Source organism: Flavobacterium flevense (assembly GCF_900142775.1).
Classification (GTDB): Bacteria; Bacteroidota; Bacteroidia; order Flavobacteriales; family Flavobacteriaceae; genus Flavobacterium; species Flavobacterium flevense.
This window is the reverse complement of sequence record NZ_FRCC01000002.1, coordinates 109670-130035: the sequence shown is the minus strand read 5'-3', so window position 1 is coordinate 130035 and position 20366 is coordinate 109670. Positions and strand designations below refer to the sequence as shown.

General features: G+C 34.6%; 19 protein-coding genes and 1 tRNA gene. 17 read left to right on the top strand and 3 right to left on the bottom strand.

Features of this window, described 5'->3' with window-relative positions; genetic code table 11:
* The first annotated feature begins 8 nt into the window (after positions 1-8).
* From mce to BUB89_RS03715, 3 genes are all read left to right on the top strand, one after another.
* Positions 9-416 (top strand): methylmalonyl-CoA epimerase, encoded by a 408-nt coding sequence (mce, locus tag BUB89_RS03725; protein ID WP_073242102.1) that lies wholly within the window; start codon positions 9-11, stop codon positions 414-416.
* Between the two features lie 129 nt (positions 417-545).
* Positions 546-619, top strand: a tRNA-Ile gene (locus BUB89_RS03720).
* Between the two features lie 333 nt (positions 620-952).
* Positions 953-1168 carry a hypothetical protein gene (locus tag BUB89_RS03715; protein ID WP_141384436.1) on the top strand — a complete coding sequence of 72 codons (216 nt, stop codon included), beginning with the start codon at positions 953-955 and terminating at the stop codon, positions 1166-1168.
* A gap of 28 nt (positions 1169-1196) precedes the next feature.
* Here the strand turns inward: BUB89_RS03715 and BUB89_RS03710 are convergent, their stop codons facing one another.
* Entirely contained in the window at positions 1197-1787 is a 591-nt protein-coding gene (locus BUB89_RS03710) for a riboflavin synthase (protein WP_073242101.1), read from the bottom strand.
* A 56-nt stretch (positions 1788-1843) separates the two neighbouring features.
* Here BUB89_RS03710 and pdxA point away from each other — a divergent pair, with 56 nt between their 5' ends.
* From pdxA to BUB89_RS03660, 10 genes are all read left to right on the top strand, one after another.
* Complete coding sequence (gene pdxA, locus BUB89_RS03705) at positions 1844-2887, top strand: 4-hydroxythreonine-4-phosphate dehydrogenase PdxA (RefSeq protein ID WP_073242099.1); 1044 nt, start codon at positions 1844-1846, stop codon at positions 2885-2887.
* A 100-nt stretch (positions 2888-2987) separates the two neighbouring features.
* Positions 2988-3530 (top strand): YceD family protein, encoded by a 543-nt coding sequence (locus BUB89_RS03700; RefSeq protein WP_073242097.1) that lies wholly within the window; start codon positions 2988-2990, stop codon positions 3528-3530.
* 9 nt (positions 3531-3539) lie between these two features.
* Positions 3540-3737: a 50S ribosomal protein L32 gene (rpmF, locus tag BUB89_RS03695; RefSeq protein WP_073242095.1), complete on the top strand. Its 198-nt coding sequence runs from the start codon at positions 3540-3542 to the stop codon at positions 3735-3737.
* Between the two features lie 176 nt (positions 3738-3913).
* Positions 3914-4912 (top strand): beta-ketoacyl-ACP synthase III, encoded by a 999-nt coding sequence (locus BUB89_RS03690; protein WP_073242970.1) that lies wholly within the window; start codon positions 3914-3916, stop codon positions 4910-4912.
* A gap of 24 nt (positions 4913-4936) precedes the next feature.
* The gene (accB, locus tag BUB89_RS03685) at positions 4937-5416 is read left to right on the top strand and encodes an acetyl-CoA carboxylase biotin carboxyl carrier protein (protein ID WP_073242093.1); all 480 of its coding nucleotides are present in this window, start codon (positions 4937-4939) and stop codon (positions 5414-5416) included.
* A 109-nt stretch (positions 5417-5525) separates the two neighbouring features.
* Entirely contained in the window at positions 5526-6872 is a 1347-nt protein-coding gene (accC, locus tag BUB89_RS03680) for an acetyl-CoA carboxylase biotin carboxylase subunit (protein WP_073242092.1), read from the top strand.
* A 246-nt stretch (positions 6873-7118) separates the two neighbouring features.
* Positions 7119-7436, top strand: coding sequence for a hypothetical protein (locus BUB89_RS03675; protein ID WP_073242090.1), 318 nt, complete (start codon positions 7119-7121; stop codon positions 7434-7436).
* A 57-nt stretch (positions 7437-7493) separates the two neighbouring features.
* The gene (locus BUB89_RS03670) at positions 7494-7850 is read left to right on the top strand and encodes a hypothetical protein (RefSeq protein WP_073242088.1); all 357 of its coding nucleotides are present in this window, start codon (positions 7494-7496) and stop codon (positions 7848-7850) included.
* Between the two features lie 64 nt (positions 7851-7914).
* A complete protein-coding gene (locus BUB89_RS03665; RefSeq protein ID WP_073242086.1) occupies positions 7915-8268 on the top strand; it encodes a hypothetical protein in 354 nt (117 codons plus the stop codon).
* 385 nt (positions 8269-8653) lie between these two features.
* Positions 8654-9988, top strand: coding sequence for a sigma-54-dependent transcriptional regulator (locus BUB89_RS03660; RefSeq protein WP_073242084.1), 1335 nt, complete (start codon positions 8654-8656; stop codon positions 9986-9988).
* Here the strand turns inward: BUB89_RS03660 and BUB89_RS03655 are convergent.
* On the bottom strand, positions 9985-12420 hold the full coding sequence (locus tag BUB89_RS03655) for a hybrid sensor histidine kinase/response regulator (protein ID WP_073242082.1): 2436 nt from the start codon (positions 12418-12420) through the stop codon (positions 9985-9987). The genes BUB89_RS03660 and BUB89_RS03655 overlap by 4 nt on opposite strands.
* A gap of 23 nt (positions 12421-12443) precedes the next feature.
* Entirely contained in the window at positions 12444-14297 is a 1854-nt protein-coding gene (locus BUB89_RS03650; protein WP_073242080.1) for a S9 family peptidase, read from the bottom strand.
* Between the two features lie 232 nt (positions 14298-14529).
* Here BUB89_RS03650 and mtgA point away from each other — a divergent pair, with 232 nt between their 5' ends.
* The 4 genes from mtgA (at position 14530) to BUB89_RS03630 (ending at position 20351) form a co-directional block, all read left to right on the top strand.
* Positions 14530-15273, top strand: coding sequence for a monofunctional biosynthetic peptidoglycan transglycosylase (mtgA, locus tag BUB89_RS03645; protein WP_073242079.1), 744 nt, complete (start codon positions 14530-14532; stop codon positions 15271-15273).
* On the top strand, positions 15274-16224 hold the full coding sequence (locus BUB89_RS03640) for a lipid A deacylase LpxR family protein (protein WP_073242077.1): 951 nt from the start codon (positions 15274-15276) through the stop codon (positions 16222-16224).
* 121 nt (positions 16225-16345) lie between these two features.
* Positions 16346-17992: a DUF6377 domain-containing protein gene (locus BUB89_RS03635; RefSeq protein ID WP_083552481.1), complete on the top strand. Its 1647-nt coding sequence runs from the start codon at positions 16346-16348 to the stop codon at positions 17990-17992.
* Between the two features lie 244 nt (positions 17993-18236).
* Positions 18237-20351: a glycoside hydrolase family 97 protein gene (locus BUB89_RS03630; protein ID WP_073242075.1), complete on the top strand. Its 2115-nt coding sequence runs from the start codon at positions 18237-18239 to the stop codon at positions 20349-20351.
* Positions 20352-20366 lie beyond the last annotated feature (15 nt).

The following is a 20366-nucleotide window of genomic DNA, read 5'->3' as shown; positions in this document are numbered from 1 at the left end:
TTCGAACAATGAAAAAAATCGATCATATAGGGATTGCGGTAAAAGACTTGGCGGTTTCGAATGCTTTGTTCGAAAAATTATTAGGTGTTTCGCCTTACAAACAGGAAGAAGTAGAGAGTGAAGGGGTGACTACTTCTTTTTTTAAAAGTGATACGAGTAAAATTGAACTTCTGGCTTCTACTGATGAGAATAGTGTTATTGCTAAGTTTATAGAAAAAAAAGGAGAGGGAATGCATCATATTGCTTTTGAAGTAGATGATATAGAGCAGGAAATCCGGAGATTAAAAGAAGAAGGTTTTCATGTTTTAAATGAAATTCCTAAAAAAGGCGCCGATAATAAACTAGTTGTTTTTTTACATCCTAAGAGTACCAATGGGGTTTTAATTGAATTGTGTCAAAATATTAAAGAATTGTAAAGATCTTTATGGCTCTAATAATCAGCTGTTTTCTGATGTGTTTTTTTTAATGTCAGTCTATGCTAAAAAACTAAGTCGAAAATATTTGGAGCAAACAAAAAATAGTAGTAATATTGCAAACTCTTAACCGGTCCTATAGCTCAGCTGGTTAGAGCACCTGACTCATAATCAGGTGGTCCCTGGTTCGAGCCCAGGTGGGACCACTTTTAAAATCAAGCCTTTACAGCAATGTAGAGGCTTTTTTGTTGAATAAATTTTTATGAAGATTGGTAGGTTTAAAAAAAGAGGAAAAGTACTTCAACATGAATTAGAGGTAAGAATTTTTTAATTTTATTTTGAACTGGGTTGTTTTCAAATTACGATTAAAATACTAAAAAGTCGACAAAATCCCTTTAAAATTAACGTTTTAAGGAATTTTTCTTTAGTGCTGAATTCGTTTAAATGTATATCTTTGTTGCTAATGTTTAGTTTGCGTAGATTGAGTCTAATGTATTTGGTTGAACTCGCCTGGGATTTCTAAGCATTTTTTGTTTTATATGAGAGAAATGCTAAATAAATATGTTTTATTGATCGCTTGCTTGTTGGTGAGTCTTGATGGTTTTGCTCAAGGTATCCCTCCTGCTCCTCCACCTCCACCTCCTCCTCCAGGCTTGCCTGTTGACGACAGGATAGTCTTTTTATTGATTGCTGCTTTGTTATTTGGATTTTATAAAATATATGTTTTTACAGTAAAAAAGAAACGCCCGGTATAATCGGGCGTTTTCTTTTGGGTAATTTTCTTTAGATTTTGTTGGCGTATAATCGGGAGACATATTTCCCTATGACATCAAATTCCAGATTGATTTTAGAACCAACTACGAAATTTTTAAAATTAGTGTGCTCGTGTGTGTAAGGGATAATGGCTACGCTAAATTTATTTTTCTCTGAATTCACTACAGTTAAGCTTACTCCGTTAACGGTAATAGAGCCTTTTTCAATAGTCAGATTGTTAAGTTTGTCATCATATTCAAAGGTGTAAAGCCAGCTTCCGTTTGTTTCCTGAATGGAAATACAATTTCCGGTTTGGTCCACATGGCCTTGTACAATATGGCCGTCCAGGCGGTCTCCCAGTTTCATGGCTCTTTCCAGATTCACCAGGTCGCCCGTTTTCCATTCGCCTAAATTCGTTTTTTTTATAGTCTCATCAATAGCGGTTACAGTATAGCTGTTGTCTTTTATTGCTACCACAGTAAGACAAATCCCGTTATGGGCTACGCTTTGGTCTATTTTGAGTTCATTAGTAATAGATGCGTCTATTGTTACGTGGATATTGTCTTTCTCTTTTTTTATTTCCTGGATGGTTCCAAGGGTTTCTATGATTCCTGTAAACATTCTTGTTTTATTTTACTAAATTTGCACTTCAAAATTAGCAATAAAAACTTGTGGATATGATTAAAAATGCAGAAAATATTATCATAGGAATTTCAATTGGAGATTTAAATGGTATTGGAAGCGAGGTTGTTCTGAAGACATTTGAAGATGTTCGAATGCTGGAGTTTTGTACGCCTGTTATTTTTGCTAATGTGAAAATCCTGTCTTTTATAAAAAGAAATTTAGAATCCGCCGTTGTTCTTCATGGAATTGATAAATTAGATCAAATTATTCCCGGGAAAATTAATGTATTGAATGTTTGGAAAGAGGGTGTGGATTTAAATTTGGGTGTGAATGATGATAAAGTAGGTGAGTATGCTGTAAAATCTTTTGTTGCGGCTACAAAAGCATTAAAAGATGGATTGGTAGATGTTTTGGTAACAGCTCCTATAAATAAGTATAACATACAATCGGAAGATTTTAAATTTCCGGGACATACGGATTATTTAGGTCAGGAATTAGAAGGAGATGCTTTGATGTTTATGGTGCAGGATAACTTAAGAGTAGGTTTGCTTACAGATCATGTGCCTATTAATGAAGTAGCTTCGCGATTGACAGAAGAACTGATTGTTAAAAAAATAACCACCGTAAAAAAATCATTAATACGTGATTTTAGCATTCCTAATCCTAAAATTGCTGTTTTAGGACTCAATCCGCATTGTGGCGATGGAGGTGTTATTGGCAAAGAAGATGAAGAGCTGATCAAGCCGGTTTTGAAAAAAATGTTTGATAAAGGAACAGCTGTTTTTGGACCTTTTGCAGCTGATGGTTTTTTTGGGAGTGGTCATTATGAGAAATTTGATGCCGTTATTGCTACTTATCACGATCAGGGATTGGTTCCTTTTAAAACATTATCCTTTGGAAAAGGAGTTAATTTTACAGCAGGATTGGATAAGGTAAGGACTTCGCCGGATCACGGGACGGCTTATGATATCGCCGGTAAAGGGATTGCAGATTTTAATTCGTTTAAAGAAGCAGTCTATTTAGCTATAGATGTCTATCGCTCAAGGATTCAGTATGAAGAAATGACTGAAAAGCCGCTAAAAGTTAGAGAAAAATAAATGTAAATAAAAAAAGATTAATAACGTTATTGGATTTACAATAATTTTATATCTTTGCACCCCGTTCTGAAGCTTCAGAATTGGGCAAAATTATGTTGAAATGAACAGGACAAAAGAATTTTTAATTCCTTTCGTAGGCTTAAAGCTAGGGAAACATCATTTTGAGTATCAGATAAATAATACGTTCTTTGAGAACTTTGAGTATGATGAATATCAAAATTCAGATATCAAAGTTGCAGTAGTTTTAGAGAAGAAAAGCAACATGCTTGAGCTGAGTTTTAAGCACAAAGGGACTGTAAATGTTCCTTGCGACTTAACGGGTGAAGATTTTGATTTGCCAATTAAAGGTAAAATGAAATTAATCGTTCGTTTTGGCGAAGAGTTTAATAATGATAATGAAGAGTTGTTGATTTTGCCTTTCGGCGAATTTGAAATAGATATAATACAATATATTTATGAGATGATTGTGCTGTCAGTTCCTTTAAAACGAGTTCATCCGGGAGTAAAAGACGGAAGTTTAAAAACAGAAGCCTTAGATAAACTGAATGAATTGCAAGTTAAAGAAGTAGATAAAAAAGAGAATAAAGAAGAAGATATAGACCCGCGCTGGGACAAATTAAAGCAACTATTAACGGATAAATAATATAGTAAAATGGCACATCCTAAAAGAAAAATCTCGAAAACAAGAAGAGATAAGAGAAGAACACATTATAAAGCTACAGTAGCACAAATCGCTACTTGTCCTATTACAGGAGAAGCACATTTATACCACAGAGCTTACTGGCACGAAGGAAAAATGTACTATAGAGGACAAGTGGTTATTGATAAGTCAGAAGCTACTTTCGCATAATACGTTTTTACAGATAATACGAGAACTCTCACACTATGTGAGAGTTTTTTATTGTTTGCACTTTTCGTTAAATAAGAAGTTTTTAAAGATAAAGGGTTTAGATTTTTTTTGTATTTTTAACCCCTTTTTAAACGTTTCTTTTTGTGTTGTCACAAAAGGGAAAATATCCGAATAAAATGAATAAAATTACGGCCGCAATTACTGCAGTTGGAGCTTACGTTCCAGATTTTGTGCTTACAAACCAGGTTCTTGAAACTATGGTGGACACAAACGATGAATGGATCACTTCGCGTACGGGAATAAAAGAAAGAAGAATTTTAAAAGATGCCGATAAAGGAACTTCTTATTTAGCCATAAAAGCAGCTCAGGATTTAATAGCTAAAGCCAATATAGATCCCTTAGAAATTGATATGGTTGTAATGGCAACTGCAACTCCGGATATGCAGGTTTCGGCAACAGGAGCTTATGTTGCTACTCAAATAGGGGCTACAAATGCCTTTGCTTATGATTTACAGGCAGCTTGTTCCAGTTTTTTATACGGAATGTCTACAGCTGCAGCATATATCGAATCAGGAAGATATAAAAAAGTATTACTAATAGGTGCCGATAAAATGTCATCGATAGTTGATTATACTGATAGAACTACGTGTATTATTTTTGGAGACGGAGCAGGAGCGGTTTTATTCGAACCTAATTATGAAGGTTTAGGATTACAGGATGAGTATTTAAGAAGTGATGGTGTAGGCCGCGATTTTCTTAAAATTGATGCAGGAGGATCTCTTCATCCAACTACTATTCAAACTATAGAAGAAAAAAGACATAGCATAAGACAAGACGGAAAAACAGTATTTAAATATGCTGTGACCAATATGGCCGATGCAAGTGAACAAATCCTTAAAAGAAATAATCTTACTAATGAAGATGTAAATTTCTTAGTACCACATCAGGCAAATAAGCGTATTATTGATGCTACTGCCAGCAGGATGAATCTGGAAGAATCTAAGGTTTTGATGAATATTGAAAGATATGGAAATACCACATCAGCTACGTTGCCACTTGTTTTAAATGATTTTGAACATTTGTTTAAAAAAGGAGATACTATTATTTTTGCTGCATTCGGAGGAGGATTCACCTGGGGTTCTATCTATCTGAAGTGGGCATACGACAAAAAATAAATTTAAACTAAAATCACAAATATTATGGATTTAAAAGAAATTCAGAACCTAATCAAATTTGTATCTAATTCTGGTGTTGCCGAGGTGAAACTGGAGATGGATGATGTTAAAATTACCATTAGAACAACATTAGAAAGCCCTGCTTCAGAGCCTACTTACGTACAACAAATGCCAGCTCAGGCTCCAGCTCAGCAAATTATTGCCGCGGCTCCGGTTGCAGCAGCTACACCGGTTGCAGCAGCACCAGTTGTTGAGGATTCAAAATTCATTACTATAAAATCGCCAATGATTGGTACTTTCTATAGAAAACCATCTCCGGATAAACCAATGTTTGTTGAAGTAGGAACTTCTATTGCTAAGGGAGATGTACTTTGTGTGGTAGAAGCGATGAAATTATTTAATGAAATCGAATCTGAAATTTCTGGAAAAATCGTTAAAATTTTAGTTGATGATATGTCTCCGGTTGAATTTGACCAACCTTTATTTTTAGTAGACCCATCATAAATTTAAGATTTTAGATTGAAATTTTAGATTGCAACACCTTGAATCCATATTCAAATCCATTGCATTCTTGATTTCTAACTTCTAACTTCTAACTTCTAACTTTTAAAAGATGTTTAAAAAAATATTAATTGCAAATAGAGGGGAGATTGTACTTCGTGTAATTAGAACTTGCAAAGAAATGGGTATTAAAACAGTAGCCGTTTACTCTACAGCCGATGCAGAAAGTTTACACGTGAAATTTGCTGACGAAGCGGTTTGTATTGGACCACCGCCAAGTAACCTTTCTTATTTGAAAATGTCAAATATTATTGCTGCAGCCGAAATTACGAATGCTGATGCAATACATCCTGGATACGGATTCCTTTCTGAAAATTCTAAATTTTCTAAAATCTGTCAGGAACACGGGATTAAGTTCATTGGAGCTGCACCTGAAATGATTGACAGAATGGGAGATAAAGCTTCTGCAAAATCAACTATGATTGAAGCCGGTGTTCCATGTGTGCCTGGTTCTGAGGGAATTTTAGAATCTTTTGAACAAGCACAAATAGTAGCTAAAGAAATAGGATATCCTGTTATGATGAAAGCTACTGCTGGTGGTGGTGGAAAAGGAATGCGTGCTATCTGGAAAGAAGAAGAACTTCATAAAGCTTGGGAAAGTGCACGTCAGGAAGCAGCAGCTGCTTTTGGAAATGACGGAATGTACATGGAGAAATTAATTGAAGAACCACGTCATATTGAAATTCAGGTTGTAGGTGATGCTTATGGAAAAGCATGTCACCTTTCTGAAAGAGATTGCTCTGTACAAAGACGTCACCAGAAATTAACGGAAGAAACACCTTCACCATTTATGACTGACGAATTGCGTCAGAAAATGGGAGAAGCAGCAGTAAAAGCAGCAGAATATATTAAATATGAAGGTGCCGGAACTGTTGAATTCTTAGTAGATAAACACCGTAATTTCTACTTCATGGAAATGAATACTCGTATTCAGGTGGAACATCCTATTACTGAGCAGGTAATTGATTATGATTTAATTCGTGAGCAAATTATGGTAGCAGCCGGAATTCCAATTTCAGGGAAAAACTATTTGCCGGAATTACACGCTATCGAATGTCGTATCAATGCCGAAGATCCCTATAATGATTTCAGACCTTCACCGGGAAAAATCACTACCTTACATATGCCGGGTGGTCATGGTGTGCGTTTAGATACTCACGTATATTCAGGTTATACTATTCCGCCTAATTATGATTCGATGATTGCCAAATTAATTACTACTGCCCAATCTCGTGAAGAAGCAATCAGTAAAATGAGAAGAGCATTAGACGAATTTGTAATTGAAGGTATTAAAACTACAATTCCTTTCCATAGACAATTAATGGATGATCCTCGCTACATTGCAGGTGATTATACCACTGCTTTTATGGATACATTTAAAATGAATGACCCGGAATAAAAGTTTTTATCGATAAAATGAGAAGCCGTACAGTAATGTGCGGCTTTTTTTGTGTACTAAAGTGTGTAAAAAAGATACAGTTTGTTCTTCTTTTACACACTTTTTATAATAAATACATATTACAATTTTCTTTTAAATCCTTGTAAATCAATGTTTTTATCGGTTTTAGGTTGGTTAAAGTAATATTGGTATAATAATTTCAATGTCCTAAGTGTAAAACAATAATAATATTAAAATATACACATCATGAAAAAATTAATTTTAGCTACAGCAATCGTATTAGGAGGTTTATCAACAATGAATGCTCAGGCACAAGAAACTACAACTCCGGCAGAAACTCCTGCTCAAACAGAGCAAGCTGCTCCTGCAACAGACGAATTCAAAGAAATCAAAGTAGAAGAAGTTCCTGCGGCAGTGATTGAATCTTTAAAGAAAGCTTATCCGGATGCAGTAATTAATAAAGCACATATGAACGGTAAAAATGAATACCAGTTAGATGTTAAAGTTGGTGATAAAGAAGGTGCTTTATATGCTGACAAAACAGGAAAATGGATTCAAAAATAGGACACCGCTTTCAATAAAACTCAAATAACAACAAACAATTTTTTAAAAACACATATCATGAAAAAATTAATCTTATCAGCAGCAATCGTATTAGGAAGTTTAACAACAATGTCAGCTCAGGATCAAGCTCCTGCCGAAGATAAAAATACAGTTCCTACAGAACAGGCAGCTCCGGCGACAGAACAAGCAACTCCTGCAGAAGCTACAGTAGCAGAGGAAGTAAATGAATACACTGAAATCAAAACCGAAGAGGTTCCGGCTGCAGTAACTGAAGCTTTGAAAAAAGCCTTCCCGGATGCCGTTTTAAATAAGGCTGCTGTAAATGATAAAAAAGAGTATCAGTTACAAGTTAAAGTTGGCGATAAAGAAGGTCTTTTATATGCTGACGAAACAGGAAAATGGATTGAAAAATAAATAAAAATTAATCCCCATAAATATAAATTCGAAAAATAATTATAACATTTTAAATATACACATCATGAAAAAATTAATCTTATCAGCAGCAATCGTATTAGGAAGTTTAACAACAATGTCAGCTCAGGAAACTCCGGCTCAGGATCAAAATTCAGCTCCTACAGAGCAAACAACTCCGGCTACAGATCAGGCAGCTCCTGCAACTGAACAGGCAACTCAAACAACTGGTGTCTACAATGAAGTAAAATCAGAGGAAGTTCCTGCGGCAGTGACTGAATCTTTAAAGAAAGCATATCCGGATGCTGAATTGACTAAAGCGTATGTGAATGACAAAAAAGAGTATAAATTAGAAGTTAAACTTGGTGATAAAGAAGGTGCTTTATACGCTGATGAAACTGGAAAGTGGATTCAGAAATAATAGAGAATCCTAAAAAAAAGTGAATCCTGTTAAACAGTAATTATACTAGCAAGTTTAACCACTTTTAAGATCACAGGCTCAGGAAAGAGGCAAATCCTGCAGAGGAAACAGCTCCGGAAATTGAAGTTTTAAAATGCTGTCCGGATGCTGTTTTATCTGAATCCTGAGTAAATGACAAAAAAAGAATATAGTTTAGAAATTACAGTAAAAGACCAAACGGCTACTGTTTTTACAGATGTCGATGGGAACTGATGCAAAAAATAAGTTGGTGAATTAACTTATTGTTTATGAAAAAGAGGTTGTATTTTACAGCCTCTTTTTTTTGCATAATTTTATGAAATTCCAATAATATAAGTCTTATTTTAGCATAAAATGTGCCAGTATAATGTTGAAGATTTTAATTATTGAAGATGATATTTCGTTTTGTAAACTGTTAGAAAAGTTTCTGATAAAAAATAACTATGCAGTGAGCATCGCTTTTTCGGCAACAGAAGCACGTTTATTAGCACAAAATGAAGCATTTGATTTAATTTTAACTGATTTAAGATTGCCGGATGCAGACGGAATTGAATTACTGGCAGAGTTTAAAACCACTTATCCGGATACTCCGGTTATTTTAATGACAGGTTATTCAGAAGTGAGTACCGCTGTTAAAGCCATAAAAAACGGTGCTGCCGATTATATTTCTAAGCCCTTTAATCCTGATGAGGTTTTAGTGGTTATTGGCAATGCATTAGCCACAGAAAAAACAACTGATACACCTCAAAAGCAAACCAAAAAGCCAGTTAAAGAAAAGACTGTAAAAGGTTATGTTCAGGGAATTTCTACTGCTTCCAGAAAATTATTGGAACATATAAAGCTGGTGAGTCCAACGGATATGTCTGTTTTGATTATTGGCGAAAGCGGAACCGGTAAAGAGGTTATTGCTCAGAGTATTCACCAGCAAAGTCACCGAAAACAAAATAATTTTATTGCTGTTGACTGTGGAGCAATTCCAAAGGAACTGGCGGCCAGCGAATTTTTTGGACATTTAAAAGGTTCTTTTACAGGTGCTATTTCAGATAAAGTAGGCTATTTTGAAGCCGCTAATGGCGGAACTCTTTTTTTAGATGAAATAGGAAATTTGTCTTATGAAAACCAAATCCAGTTGTTGCGTGCTTTGCAGGAAAGAAAAATCAAACCTGTGGGCAGTAATAAGGAAATAGAAGTAGATATCCGGATTGTCACAGCGACTAACGAAGATTTGCGTGAAGCAGTTAAAAACGGTGATTTCAGGGAGGATTTATACCATCGTATTAATGAGTTTTCTATTCATTCGCCTTCACTTGCTGAGCGTGAAGAAGATTTGATTTTATTTGCAGAGTTTTTTCTCGAAAAAGCCAATGCACAATTGCATAAAGAGGTCATTGGGTTTTCTAAAGAAGTGGTGAGTATTTTTCAAAACTACAGTTGGCCCGGAAATTTAAGGGAATTGCAGAATTGCGTAAAACGTGCCACTTTATTAACACAGGGCGATTTTATTGAAAGTGCTGTGTTGCCTGTTGAATTTTTTTCTCAGAAGGAAGCTAAAAATGATTCCTTTTCTTTATCAGAAAATGAAAAAGAAGCCATTGAAAATGCTTTGGTTAAAACCAAAAATAATAAATCCGAAGCGGCAAAATTGCTGAAAATCACCCGAAAAACCCTGTACAACAAACTCAAATTGTACGATATTAATTAAATCACTTTTTCAAGATCCTGAAGCAGGGTTTTTATTTTTGATTTTATATCTAAATATATGGCTTGCAGTTCAGCATCACTATAATCCTTAGATTCAAGATTGTTTAAAATCCCGGCAATTTCCGTAGCCTCAATCTGTTTGAACATGGGCGCCATTTTATGGGATACTTGTTTAATTCGTTCATAATCAATGGTTTTTATACTGTTTTCGAGCATAAAAAGATTGGAATTGGTTGATGTTATAAAGGATTGAAGTACTGTTTTTATGGCTTCATTATCCTCTTTTAAAAACAATTTTAAGGAATCTAAAGAGAACAACTCATTTTCATTTTTAGGTTTTTTAATCTCATTTTCCTGTACAGGAAGTGCTGCTTTGTTAAAAATAGCGTCAATTGTCTGCAACAGAATAGCCGGAGTAAACGGTTTTTTGAGGATAGCTGTGAAACCGGCTTTTTTGTAGATTTCTTCAGCCAGATCGGTTCTTCCGGTTACAGCAATAACAGGCTGCTCACGATATGATTTGTTCTTCTTTTTCTGTAATTTTTTAAGTAGTTCAAAACCATCCGTTACGGGCATCTGAATGTCTGTTATAAGCATGTCAAACGGTTCAGATGTTAAGCTTTGTAAAGCATGTTCTGCATTTGAAAATGAAATTACGGTATAAAATTCTTTTAGGACTTCGGTAGTGAGTTGTAATAAATCCGAATCGTCATCCACTACAACAATCGTTTTGTTGAGTTGGCTTGGTGCAAAACTGGCAGGAATTTTTTCTTTAATTTCCGGTTGTTCATCAAATGTTACAGCTAATACTATTTCAAAACAACTTCCTTTTTTTGAGCTGCTTTTCAGGTATAAATCTCCGCCCAAAAGTGTGATAATTTTTTTTGAAATGGCTAATCCTAAACCTGTTCCTCCGTATTTTTTCTCAATTGTTTCATTGGCCTGAGCAAATTCTTCAAAAACCAGATTCTGACTTTCTTTTTCAATTCCTATTCCTGAATCTTCGATAGTTATATAAGCTTTTTGAGACTTGGAATCAAATAGAACAGTAATTTTAATAAAGCCTTCTTCAGTGAATTTATAGGCATTTCCAATAATATTTATCAAAACCTGTTTTAATCGGAAAGCATCGCCAATAATAGGTTTTTGTAATTTTTCGTCTATGGAAATCAGCAACTCAATATTTTTTTGTGAATAAACCGATTGCAAATTTGTGGCTACTTCCTGTATGGTTTGGGCCAGGGAAAATGATTTTTTTTCCAAATTAATTTTTCCTGCTTCAATTTGTGAAAAATCCAGTAAATCCTGAACCAGTCTCGAAATATAATCCGAAGAGTTTTTGATATTATTAGTAAAGTAAGACTGCTTGCTGGTGAGCGTGGAATTGCCCAATAATTCGGCATAGCCCATAATAGTGCTCAATGGCGTTTTTAAATCATGACTAACGGTAGAAATGAGTTGTTCCCTGCTTTTGAGCAGGTTTTGTGTTTTGAAATTGGCAATTTCAAGTTGTTTTTTATATGATTGTGTTTTTGAAAAATCACTGGCAATTAAAATCGAAAAAACGATGGTTAGCAATAATCCTAAAATGGCGGCATAAGTAACGATCTGGTTGATTTTTTTTAGGGATTTTTCTTTTTCATTATTGTTTTTTACTGACGCAGTCAGGATTTCCTGTTCAATAACACGAAGTACTTTTCTTAACTGATCAGAGATTAAAAGTTCATTTGTAAGTAACTTGCTTTCCTGGATGCTTAAGGATTCTTTTTTCTTTTCGGTTTCCAGTTTTACTTTACTCAATAATCGTTTAGAAGCTGCTAAAATAGAATCGGTTTCTTTTTTTGTCAGCGTATTGCTGGGGTCATCAGGAATATTCTGATTGAGATAATCAATGTAATTTTGTAAAACGTTACGTTGATGGCTGTTTAATTTCTCAGGATCTCTGGTGAAATCCTGTAGTTTTAATTTGCTGAGTGAAAGTTCCAATTGTGTTAATTCCTCAATAGCTTCATTTACAGAAGCTTCATCGGATGTTTTACTTTTTATGGCTTTAAGATGTTTAATGTTTTGCGTTTTTTCGGTGAGCAATACCATCACACTATCCAGTAATTTAATTTGGTATTCGCTGGAAAGCGATTTTTTTAAAATACCAATTCTCTTTTGTAAAGAATTAGTTTCCTGAATATACTCTTTGTAATCTGTTTCAGAATTAGACTGAATTGTTTTTCGGGCCAGACTTTCTGTTTTATACACATTCGAAAAAAGCTGGCTTACTTTTAATACCTTATTTTTTTCAAAAGCTATTTTGTTTTCAATCTTAGAATAATCCATGTTTTCAGTATATAAAATCCAACCCACGCTTGCAACAAGCGATGCCAGAATCATATAACTGACAAATACTTTTACAGGAATATTACTGTTTTTGTGTCCCATTTTTAATGCTGTGATTGTTTAATTTATAGCGTTTCTTTCAGCCATTTAAAAAATTCTCTTTGCCATACTTGTGCATTCTGGGCTTGTAATACCCAATGATTTTCTTCCGGAAAATACATAAAACGACTTTTTATTCCACGCAATTGTGCTGCCTGAAAAGCTTCTTGTGCCTGACCTGTGGGGACCCGAAAATCTTTCCCTCCCTGAATGATTAATATTGGCGTATTCCAGTTTTCTACCAAGTTCACCGGATTGAACTCGTTGTACGCTTTTTGAGCAACACCGTTGTCTTTTTCCCAATAAGCACCGCCAAAATCCCAGTTGCTAAAGAATATTTCTTCGGTAGTTCCATACATACTCAGGGTGTTAAACACGCCATCGTGTGCAATAAAAGTTTTAAAACGATTGTTGTGAATTCCGGCTAAATAAAACACCGAATAACCGCCAAAACTAGCACCAATACAACCCAAACGGCTGTTGTCAACATAATTTTCCTGTGCTACATCATCAATAGCAGCAAGATAATCGTGCATCACTTGTCCGCCCCAGTCTTTGCTGATTTGTTCGTTCCATTCTACTCCGTGACCGGGCATTCCTCGGCGATTAGGAGCCACAATTATGTAATCATTGGCAGCCATTAATTGAAAATTCCATCGGAAAGAATAAAACTGGCTCAATGCACTTTGAGGTCCGCCCTGACAATATAATAACGTCGGATATTTTTTTGATGCATCAAAATTAGGTGGAAAAATAACCCAAACCAGCATTTTTTTACCATCAGTAGTGGTTACATATCTTTTTTCGGTTTTGCTTAAAGCCAAAGACTGATAGATTTCAGTATTAATATGGGTTAATTGTTGCCAATATTTTTCAACTAAATCATAGGAGAATATTTCAGCAGCATGATTGGTGTCTTCGCGGGTCACTATAATTTTGCTGTCACTAAAACCAATCAGGTTTGTAATATCAAAATAGCCATCGGTTATTTGTTGCACTTGAGGCAGCATCTTTGTAAGTCCCGTAAAATTGACTTCAAATAATTGTTTTGTGCCGTCAATGGGAGCGATAAAATATATTTTTTGACTGTCTTCACTCCAGAGAAAACGATCTACTGTTCCGTCCCAATGAGCAGTAAGATTCATTTTTATCCCCTTAAAAAGTACAATTAGGTTATTTTTATCGGCCTCATAACCGTCCTGTTTCATTTGAAGCCAGGCCAGAATTCCAGTAGCTGAAAATTGTGGTGCAACATCATATCCTGTGTTTTCTTCCGTAAGATTAATGGTTTTAGCTGTTGCTAATTCGTATTGAAATAGATTAGTATTGGTAGAAATAGCATAATGGGTACCGGTTTTTTTCTTAGATACATACAAAATGCTTTTACTGTCCGGAGACCAGATGTAATCTTCGTCACCACCAAAAGGTTTTTGCGGACAATCAAAAAGTTCGTTTTCCATAATGTCCTTTAGCGGAGCATCATCTTTATTTTCTTTATAAAAAACATGATTGAATTTGCCTTCATTCCAGGTATCCCAATGACGGTAATTTAACGAATCATAAATTTGAACTTCGGCTTTTTCCAGTTCAGGATAAAAATCTTTGCCTAAAACATTTTGCAGTTTCACTTCCTGATGCGAAAGCAGGTATTGCCCATCAGGAGAGCAGTTTTTGTTACTTAGAATAGTATCGGTATTTTCAATTTGGGTTGGCTCTCCACCGTTTATTGGAATAAAATAATGTTTGGTTTCCGGTTTGTTTTCTTCAATTGACGGCGTATCTACTTTGTAAACAATATTTTTTTTGTCTTTGGATAATCCAAGAGCTGTTATTCGTCCTAATTGCCACAGTAAAGAGGCTGTCATTTTATTTTGAGTCATGTTTTGAAAGCTAACTTTTATTTAGAACCATAAAAATAAGAATTTTAAAATAGCTGGTTTCGGTATTGTAAAGGATTTAAGATTTAATTAAAACTATTGCGAAATAAGGATAAATGTTATTGGATGATTGATTAAAAAAAGTAATTTTACTTTATCTAAAAAATGCTGATGGATGATATCAGTCAGCATTTTAAATTATTTGAAAAAAAAAAGTATCAAGAGAATAGCATAAATGGCAACAAAAATCACACCTAAAAAGTCCAATTCGAAACCTCAAACTAAGAAGCCTCAAGGGTTTATGGCTAAAATGAGAATGATTGTATTAAAAATCATTTTGTGGTTCATAGGTCTTTCTTTGTTTTTTGTGGTCTTTTTTAAGTTTGTTCCGGTACCTTTTACTCCGCTGATGCTTATTCGTGCTATCGAAAATAAGGCGGCGGGAAAACCTGTTTATTTTAATCATGATTGGGAACCCCTGGAAAATATTTCGGTTAATTTGCAAAAAGCAGTTATTGCCAGTGAAGACGGTTTGTTTTTAAAACACAATGGTTTTGATTTTAAAGCCATGCAAAAAGCCTATAAAAACAACGAGCGTGGCAGAAGAATAAAAGGCGGAAGTACCATTTCCCAGCAAACGGCAAAAAATGTTTTTCTCTGGCAGGGAAGAAGTTATATTAGAAAAGGTCTTGAAGCTTATTTTACGGTTTTGATTGAGTTGATTTGGGGAAAAGAACGCATTATGGAAGTGTATCTCAATAGTATCGAAATGGGCAATGGCGTTTATGGAGCTCAGGCTGCTGCTGAACATTGGTACCGAAAAGATGCCGCTAATTTAACATCCAGACAGGCAGCAGGAATAGCAGCCATTTTACCTAATCCCCGAAAATATACTGCTACAAGTTCTTCGTCTTATATAAACAGAAGAAAAGACAAAATTGTACGTGTGATGCGTACTGTAGGCAAAATAGAATATTAAATGCAAGCAATAAAAGTACTTTCTTTCTGTTTTTTTCTATTGATTTCGGCAAATGCAGTAGGTCAGAAAGCTACTTTTGAAATAGGTATTGTTACCGATAATGATTTGTACACCTCCACTAAAAATGACCAGTATTATACCAATGGATTGGAAATTTTTTACCGTTATTTATCTTCAAAAAACAAACCGAATGTTTTAAAAAGAATCAATGAAATTAAGGCAGGACAATATATGTATAGTCCCAGATTCATTTATGTAGATGAAGAACAGATGTTTGACAGGCCTTTTGCGGGTTATCTTTTTGGTCAGTTTGGCAGAGCCACCTTCTACAGCAATCAATCGGTGTTTAAAAAACAGCTTCAGGTAGGTATTCTTGGACCGGCTTCTTTTGCAGATAAGATACAAAAAGGAACCCACCGCTTATTTAATTATACAGCTTTTAAAGAATGGGATTATCAAATTCATAATACGTTCGGACTCCAATTTAATGTATTGTTTGCCAAAGCTTTTTCAGGTAATAAACAAAATGCCAAAGTTGATTTTCATTGGCAGTCTGAGGCAAAATTGGGTACCATATTTACGTCTTTTTCTACGGGGTTTGTTACAAGAATTGGTTTTAAGAAATTAGTTCCTCTTTCGGATTCTAATTTTTATGGAGCTTCAATAAGTAGTGCTGCTAAACCAGTGGAACATGAATTGTATCTTTATTTAAACCCTTCTGTAAATTTACAAGTTTACGATGCCACTATTCAAGGCAGTCTTTTTAATGATAACAGTCCGGTTACTTTTGATCTTATTCCTTTGAGATTAAATGGGGAAGTCGGTTTGCGTTATCGAAGCAACAATTGGAATCTTTCCTATGCTTTTGTTTACAGGGGAAAAGAAGTAAAGTTTTATAGAAATATAGGGTATTTTTATGGTTCAATAGGCATCTCTTATCTTTTTAAATAGTTAATACTTCGATTAAAATTAATTTTTTTATAAATAAGATTATTTAAGACTAAAAAAAAGCATCTAAATATAAAATATCTGATAAATTAGTTTTAATTTAACATACACTAAAAATTGTACAATGCTTAAATTCTGGACTACAATCCTTGTTGCTTTTTCTCCATTATTTCTTTTTTCTCAAGTTGAAATGGATTCATTATTAAATGAATTGGACAACACTTTAGATAAAAGTGAGTTGTATCATAGTAGGAAAGAAGGTGAAATTAATAAACTTCGTAGCCTGTTAAAACTTACTTCAACACAGGTACAAAAATATGAGATTTATGAAAAATTGTATGGAGAATACAAATTTTATCAATCTGATTCGGCTTTAAGTTATGCTAAGAAAAGCATGAAAATTGCAACTCAATTGAATGATTTGGCAAAAATTAATACTTCTAAGCTGAACCTGTCTTCCACAATGGGGACTTTAGGGATGTATAAGGAAGCAACGGATGTATTGAATAAAATAAATATCAATGCTACCCCTGAAATTAAAGGAGCTTATTTTGGTGTTTGCAGTACGCTTTATCTCTCCATGGCTGACTTTGCGGCTACTTCACAGGAAAAAGATAACTACTTAAGATTAACGCAACAATACAGAGATTCAAGTTATTATTTTTATCCAAAAAATTCAGAACCTTTTATAATCCATCATTCAAACAAGCTTTTTCAAAATAAAAAGTACGATGAAACGATTGCTTTGCTGAGTGATTATTTTTCTAAAATCAACCAAAATAATCCTGATAAAGCAGTAGTCGCTTATATTATTTCGCAGGCCTATCTCCGTAAAAATGACTACGAATTAGAGAAAAAATGGTTAATTCTTTCGGCAATATCCGACTTGCAATTAGAAAAAAAGGAATACATCTCGCTTCGTTCTCTGGCCTACATGTTATATGAGGAAGGTGATATAGATCGTGCCTATAAGTATACTAAAAGAACACTTGAAGATGCACTCTTTTGTAACGCCCGCCTCAGAACATTTGAAATTTCGAAAATGATGCCTATCATCAATGATGCGTATCAAAAACAAAATGATACTAACAGAAAACAGTTGGTTGTGTTTTTAGTGTGTGTCAGTATTTTGTCCTTGTTCCTGATGGCTGTTTTGTTTTTATTGTTCAGGCAAATGAAAAAATTGTCTAAAGCCAAAAAGGAAATCAGTTCCACAAATGCGCAACTAATTACACTGAATAATGAATTGAATCTTTTTAACGAAAAACTGAATGAAACGAATAATACGCTGAAAGAAGCTAATTTGGTAAAAGAAATATACATTGGCCGTTACATGGATCAGTGTTCCGTTTATATCAGTAAATTAGATGAATACCGACGAAAACTGAATGTTATTGTCACTAGCGGAAAAACAGCCGAACTGGTAAAACTGATTAAATCCAAAGAATTTATCGAAGAAGAATTAAAGGATTTCTATCATAATTTTGATAAAACATTTTTATTGCTTTTTCCTGATTTTATTGAGGAATTCAATAGCTTACTAACCGATGCTGACGATATTAAACTCAAACAAGGCGAGTTGATGAATACCGAGTTGCGAATTTTTGCATTGATTCGTTTAGGAATTTCAGATAGTGTTAAAATAGCTGAATTCCTGCGTTATTCACTATCCACCATATACAATTACCGGACTAAATTAAGGAATAAAGCTGTAGGTCCCCGGGATGAATTTGAAGCAAATGTAATGCGTATCGGTTCTACAAATAAGTAATTTGATTTTTGCTGCTGTTATTTGTTCTCTTTTGTGTTGGTATTTTACTATTTTAAACTACAGATTTACTACTTTTTTTATTTTTGAAAAAAATATTAATATGCTGTAATTCAGTTATTTGTGTTCTTTTTGTATTGTTTTTGACTACCATTTTTTATCAATAAAAATTAGTCGGATAAAATCAATATAAATTTGGTTATCGAATGCTTTTTTAAGCAAATTATTAATCTATTAATATAACCAAATGAAGAATTTCTATTTATTAACGCTGTGCTGTTTTGTCGTAGTTCATACCACTATTGCACAACAGTTAAAATCACCCAATCAAAAATTGCAAATGGAGTTTTCTTTGCAAAGTGACGGTACACCTGTTTACAGTTTGAACTACAAAGGAAAGGTTGTTGTAAAACCCAGTAAATTAGGATTAGAATTAAAAAACGATGCGAAATCATTACTTAATGATTTTACAATTATAGATTCGAAGACCAGTACATTTGATGAGGTATGGAAGCCGGTATGGGGCGAAGTAGCATCTATTCGTAACAACTATAATGAGTTAGTGGTAACTTTAAATCAAAAAGTGAGTGAGAGAAAGTTACTTATTCGTTTTCGTTTATTTAATGACGGACTCGGGTTTCGCTATGAATTTCCTGCACAAAAGAACCTGACTTATTTTATCATCAAAGAAGAGCGTTCTCAATTTGCCATGACCGGAAATCACACTGCTTTTTGGTTACCAGGTGATTATGACACTCAGGAATACGATTATACTACTTCCAAATTATCTGAAATTAGAGGTTTAACAACAAAAGCGACTACCGAAAATGTATCTCAAAAAACGTTTTCCCCTACCGGAGTACAAACTTCTTTGATGATGAAAAGCGCTGATGGATTGTACATTAATTTACACGAAGCTGCCTTAATTAATTATTCCTGTATGCACCTGAATCTGGATGATAAAAACATGGTTTTTGAATCCTGGTTAACACCTGATGCTAATGGCGATAAAGGCTATATGCAGGCACCGGATCATTCGCCATGGAGAACTATTATGGTTAGTGATAATGCTACGGAGATTTTGGATTCAAAAATGACTTTAAACTTAAATGATCCCTGCAAAATCGAAGATACTTCCTGGATAAAACCCGTTAAATATGTTGGGGTTTGGTGGGAGATGATTACAGGAAAAAGTTCGTGGGCTTATACTGATGATTTTTCAACGGTACAATTGGGAGTAACTGATTATGCGAATGCAAAACCAAATGGCAAGCACGGAGCCAATACGGCTAATGTGAAAAAATACATTGATTTTGCAGCCACTAACGGATTTGATGCTGTGTTAGTAGAAGGCTGGAATGAAGGCTGGGAAGACTGGTTTGGGAATTCTAAAGATTATGTTTTTGATTTTACCACTCCGTATCCGGATTTTGATGTGAAAGGCATTCGTGATTATGCAAAATCCAAAGGCGTAAAAATGATTATGCACCACGAAACTTCCGGTTCTACCCGCAATTATGAGCGTCACATGGATAAAGCATATCAGTTTATGAAGGACAATGGTTATGATGCTGTAAAAAGTGGTTATGTGGGACCAATTCTTCCGCGTGGCGAAAATCATTACAACCAGTGGACGGTAAACCATTATCAATATGCTATCGAAAAAGCAGCCGATTATAAAATTATGGTCAATGCACACGAAGCCATCCGACCAACAGGGATTTGCAGAACGTATCCGAATTTAATTGGAAACGAATCAGCCAGAGGAACCGAATACCAGGCTTTTGGCGGATCAAAACCTAATCATGTTACTATTTTGCCATTTACACGTTTAATTGGTGGGCCAATGGATTATACGCCTGGTATTTTCGAAATGGATATTAGTAAATTAAATCCTGAAAACACTTCGCATTTAAACAGTACACTGGCTAACCAACTGGCATTGTATGTAACCATGTACAGCCCGTTGCAAATGGCGGCCGACTTACCGGAAAATTACATGCGATTTGCAGATGCTTTTCAGTTTATCAAAGATGTGGCGGTAGACTGGAGTGACAGTAAATATCTCGAAGCAGAACCGGGTGATTATATTACGGTTGCCAGAAAAGCCAAAGGGACAGCTAATTGGTTCATTGGGAATGTAAATGGGGAAACGCCTCGTGTTTCCAATATTAAATTCGATTTTCTTGAAAAAGGTAAAAAATATGAAGCCACTATTTATGCTGATGCAAAAGAGGCTCATTATAAAACCAATCCGCAGGCTTATACTATTCGAAAAATAAAAGTAAACAGTAATTCTAAGTTGTCGCAGTTTTCTGCTCCTGGTGGCGGATATGCTATTAGTGTGATTGAAATTAAATAGTTAAATAAGATCTCA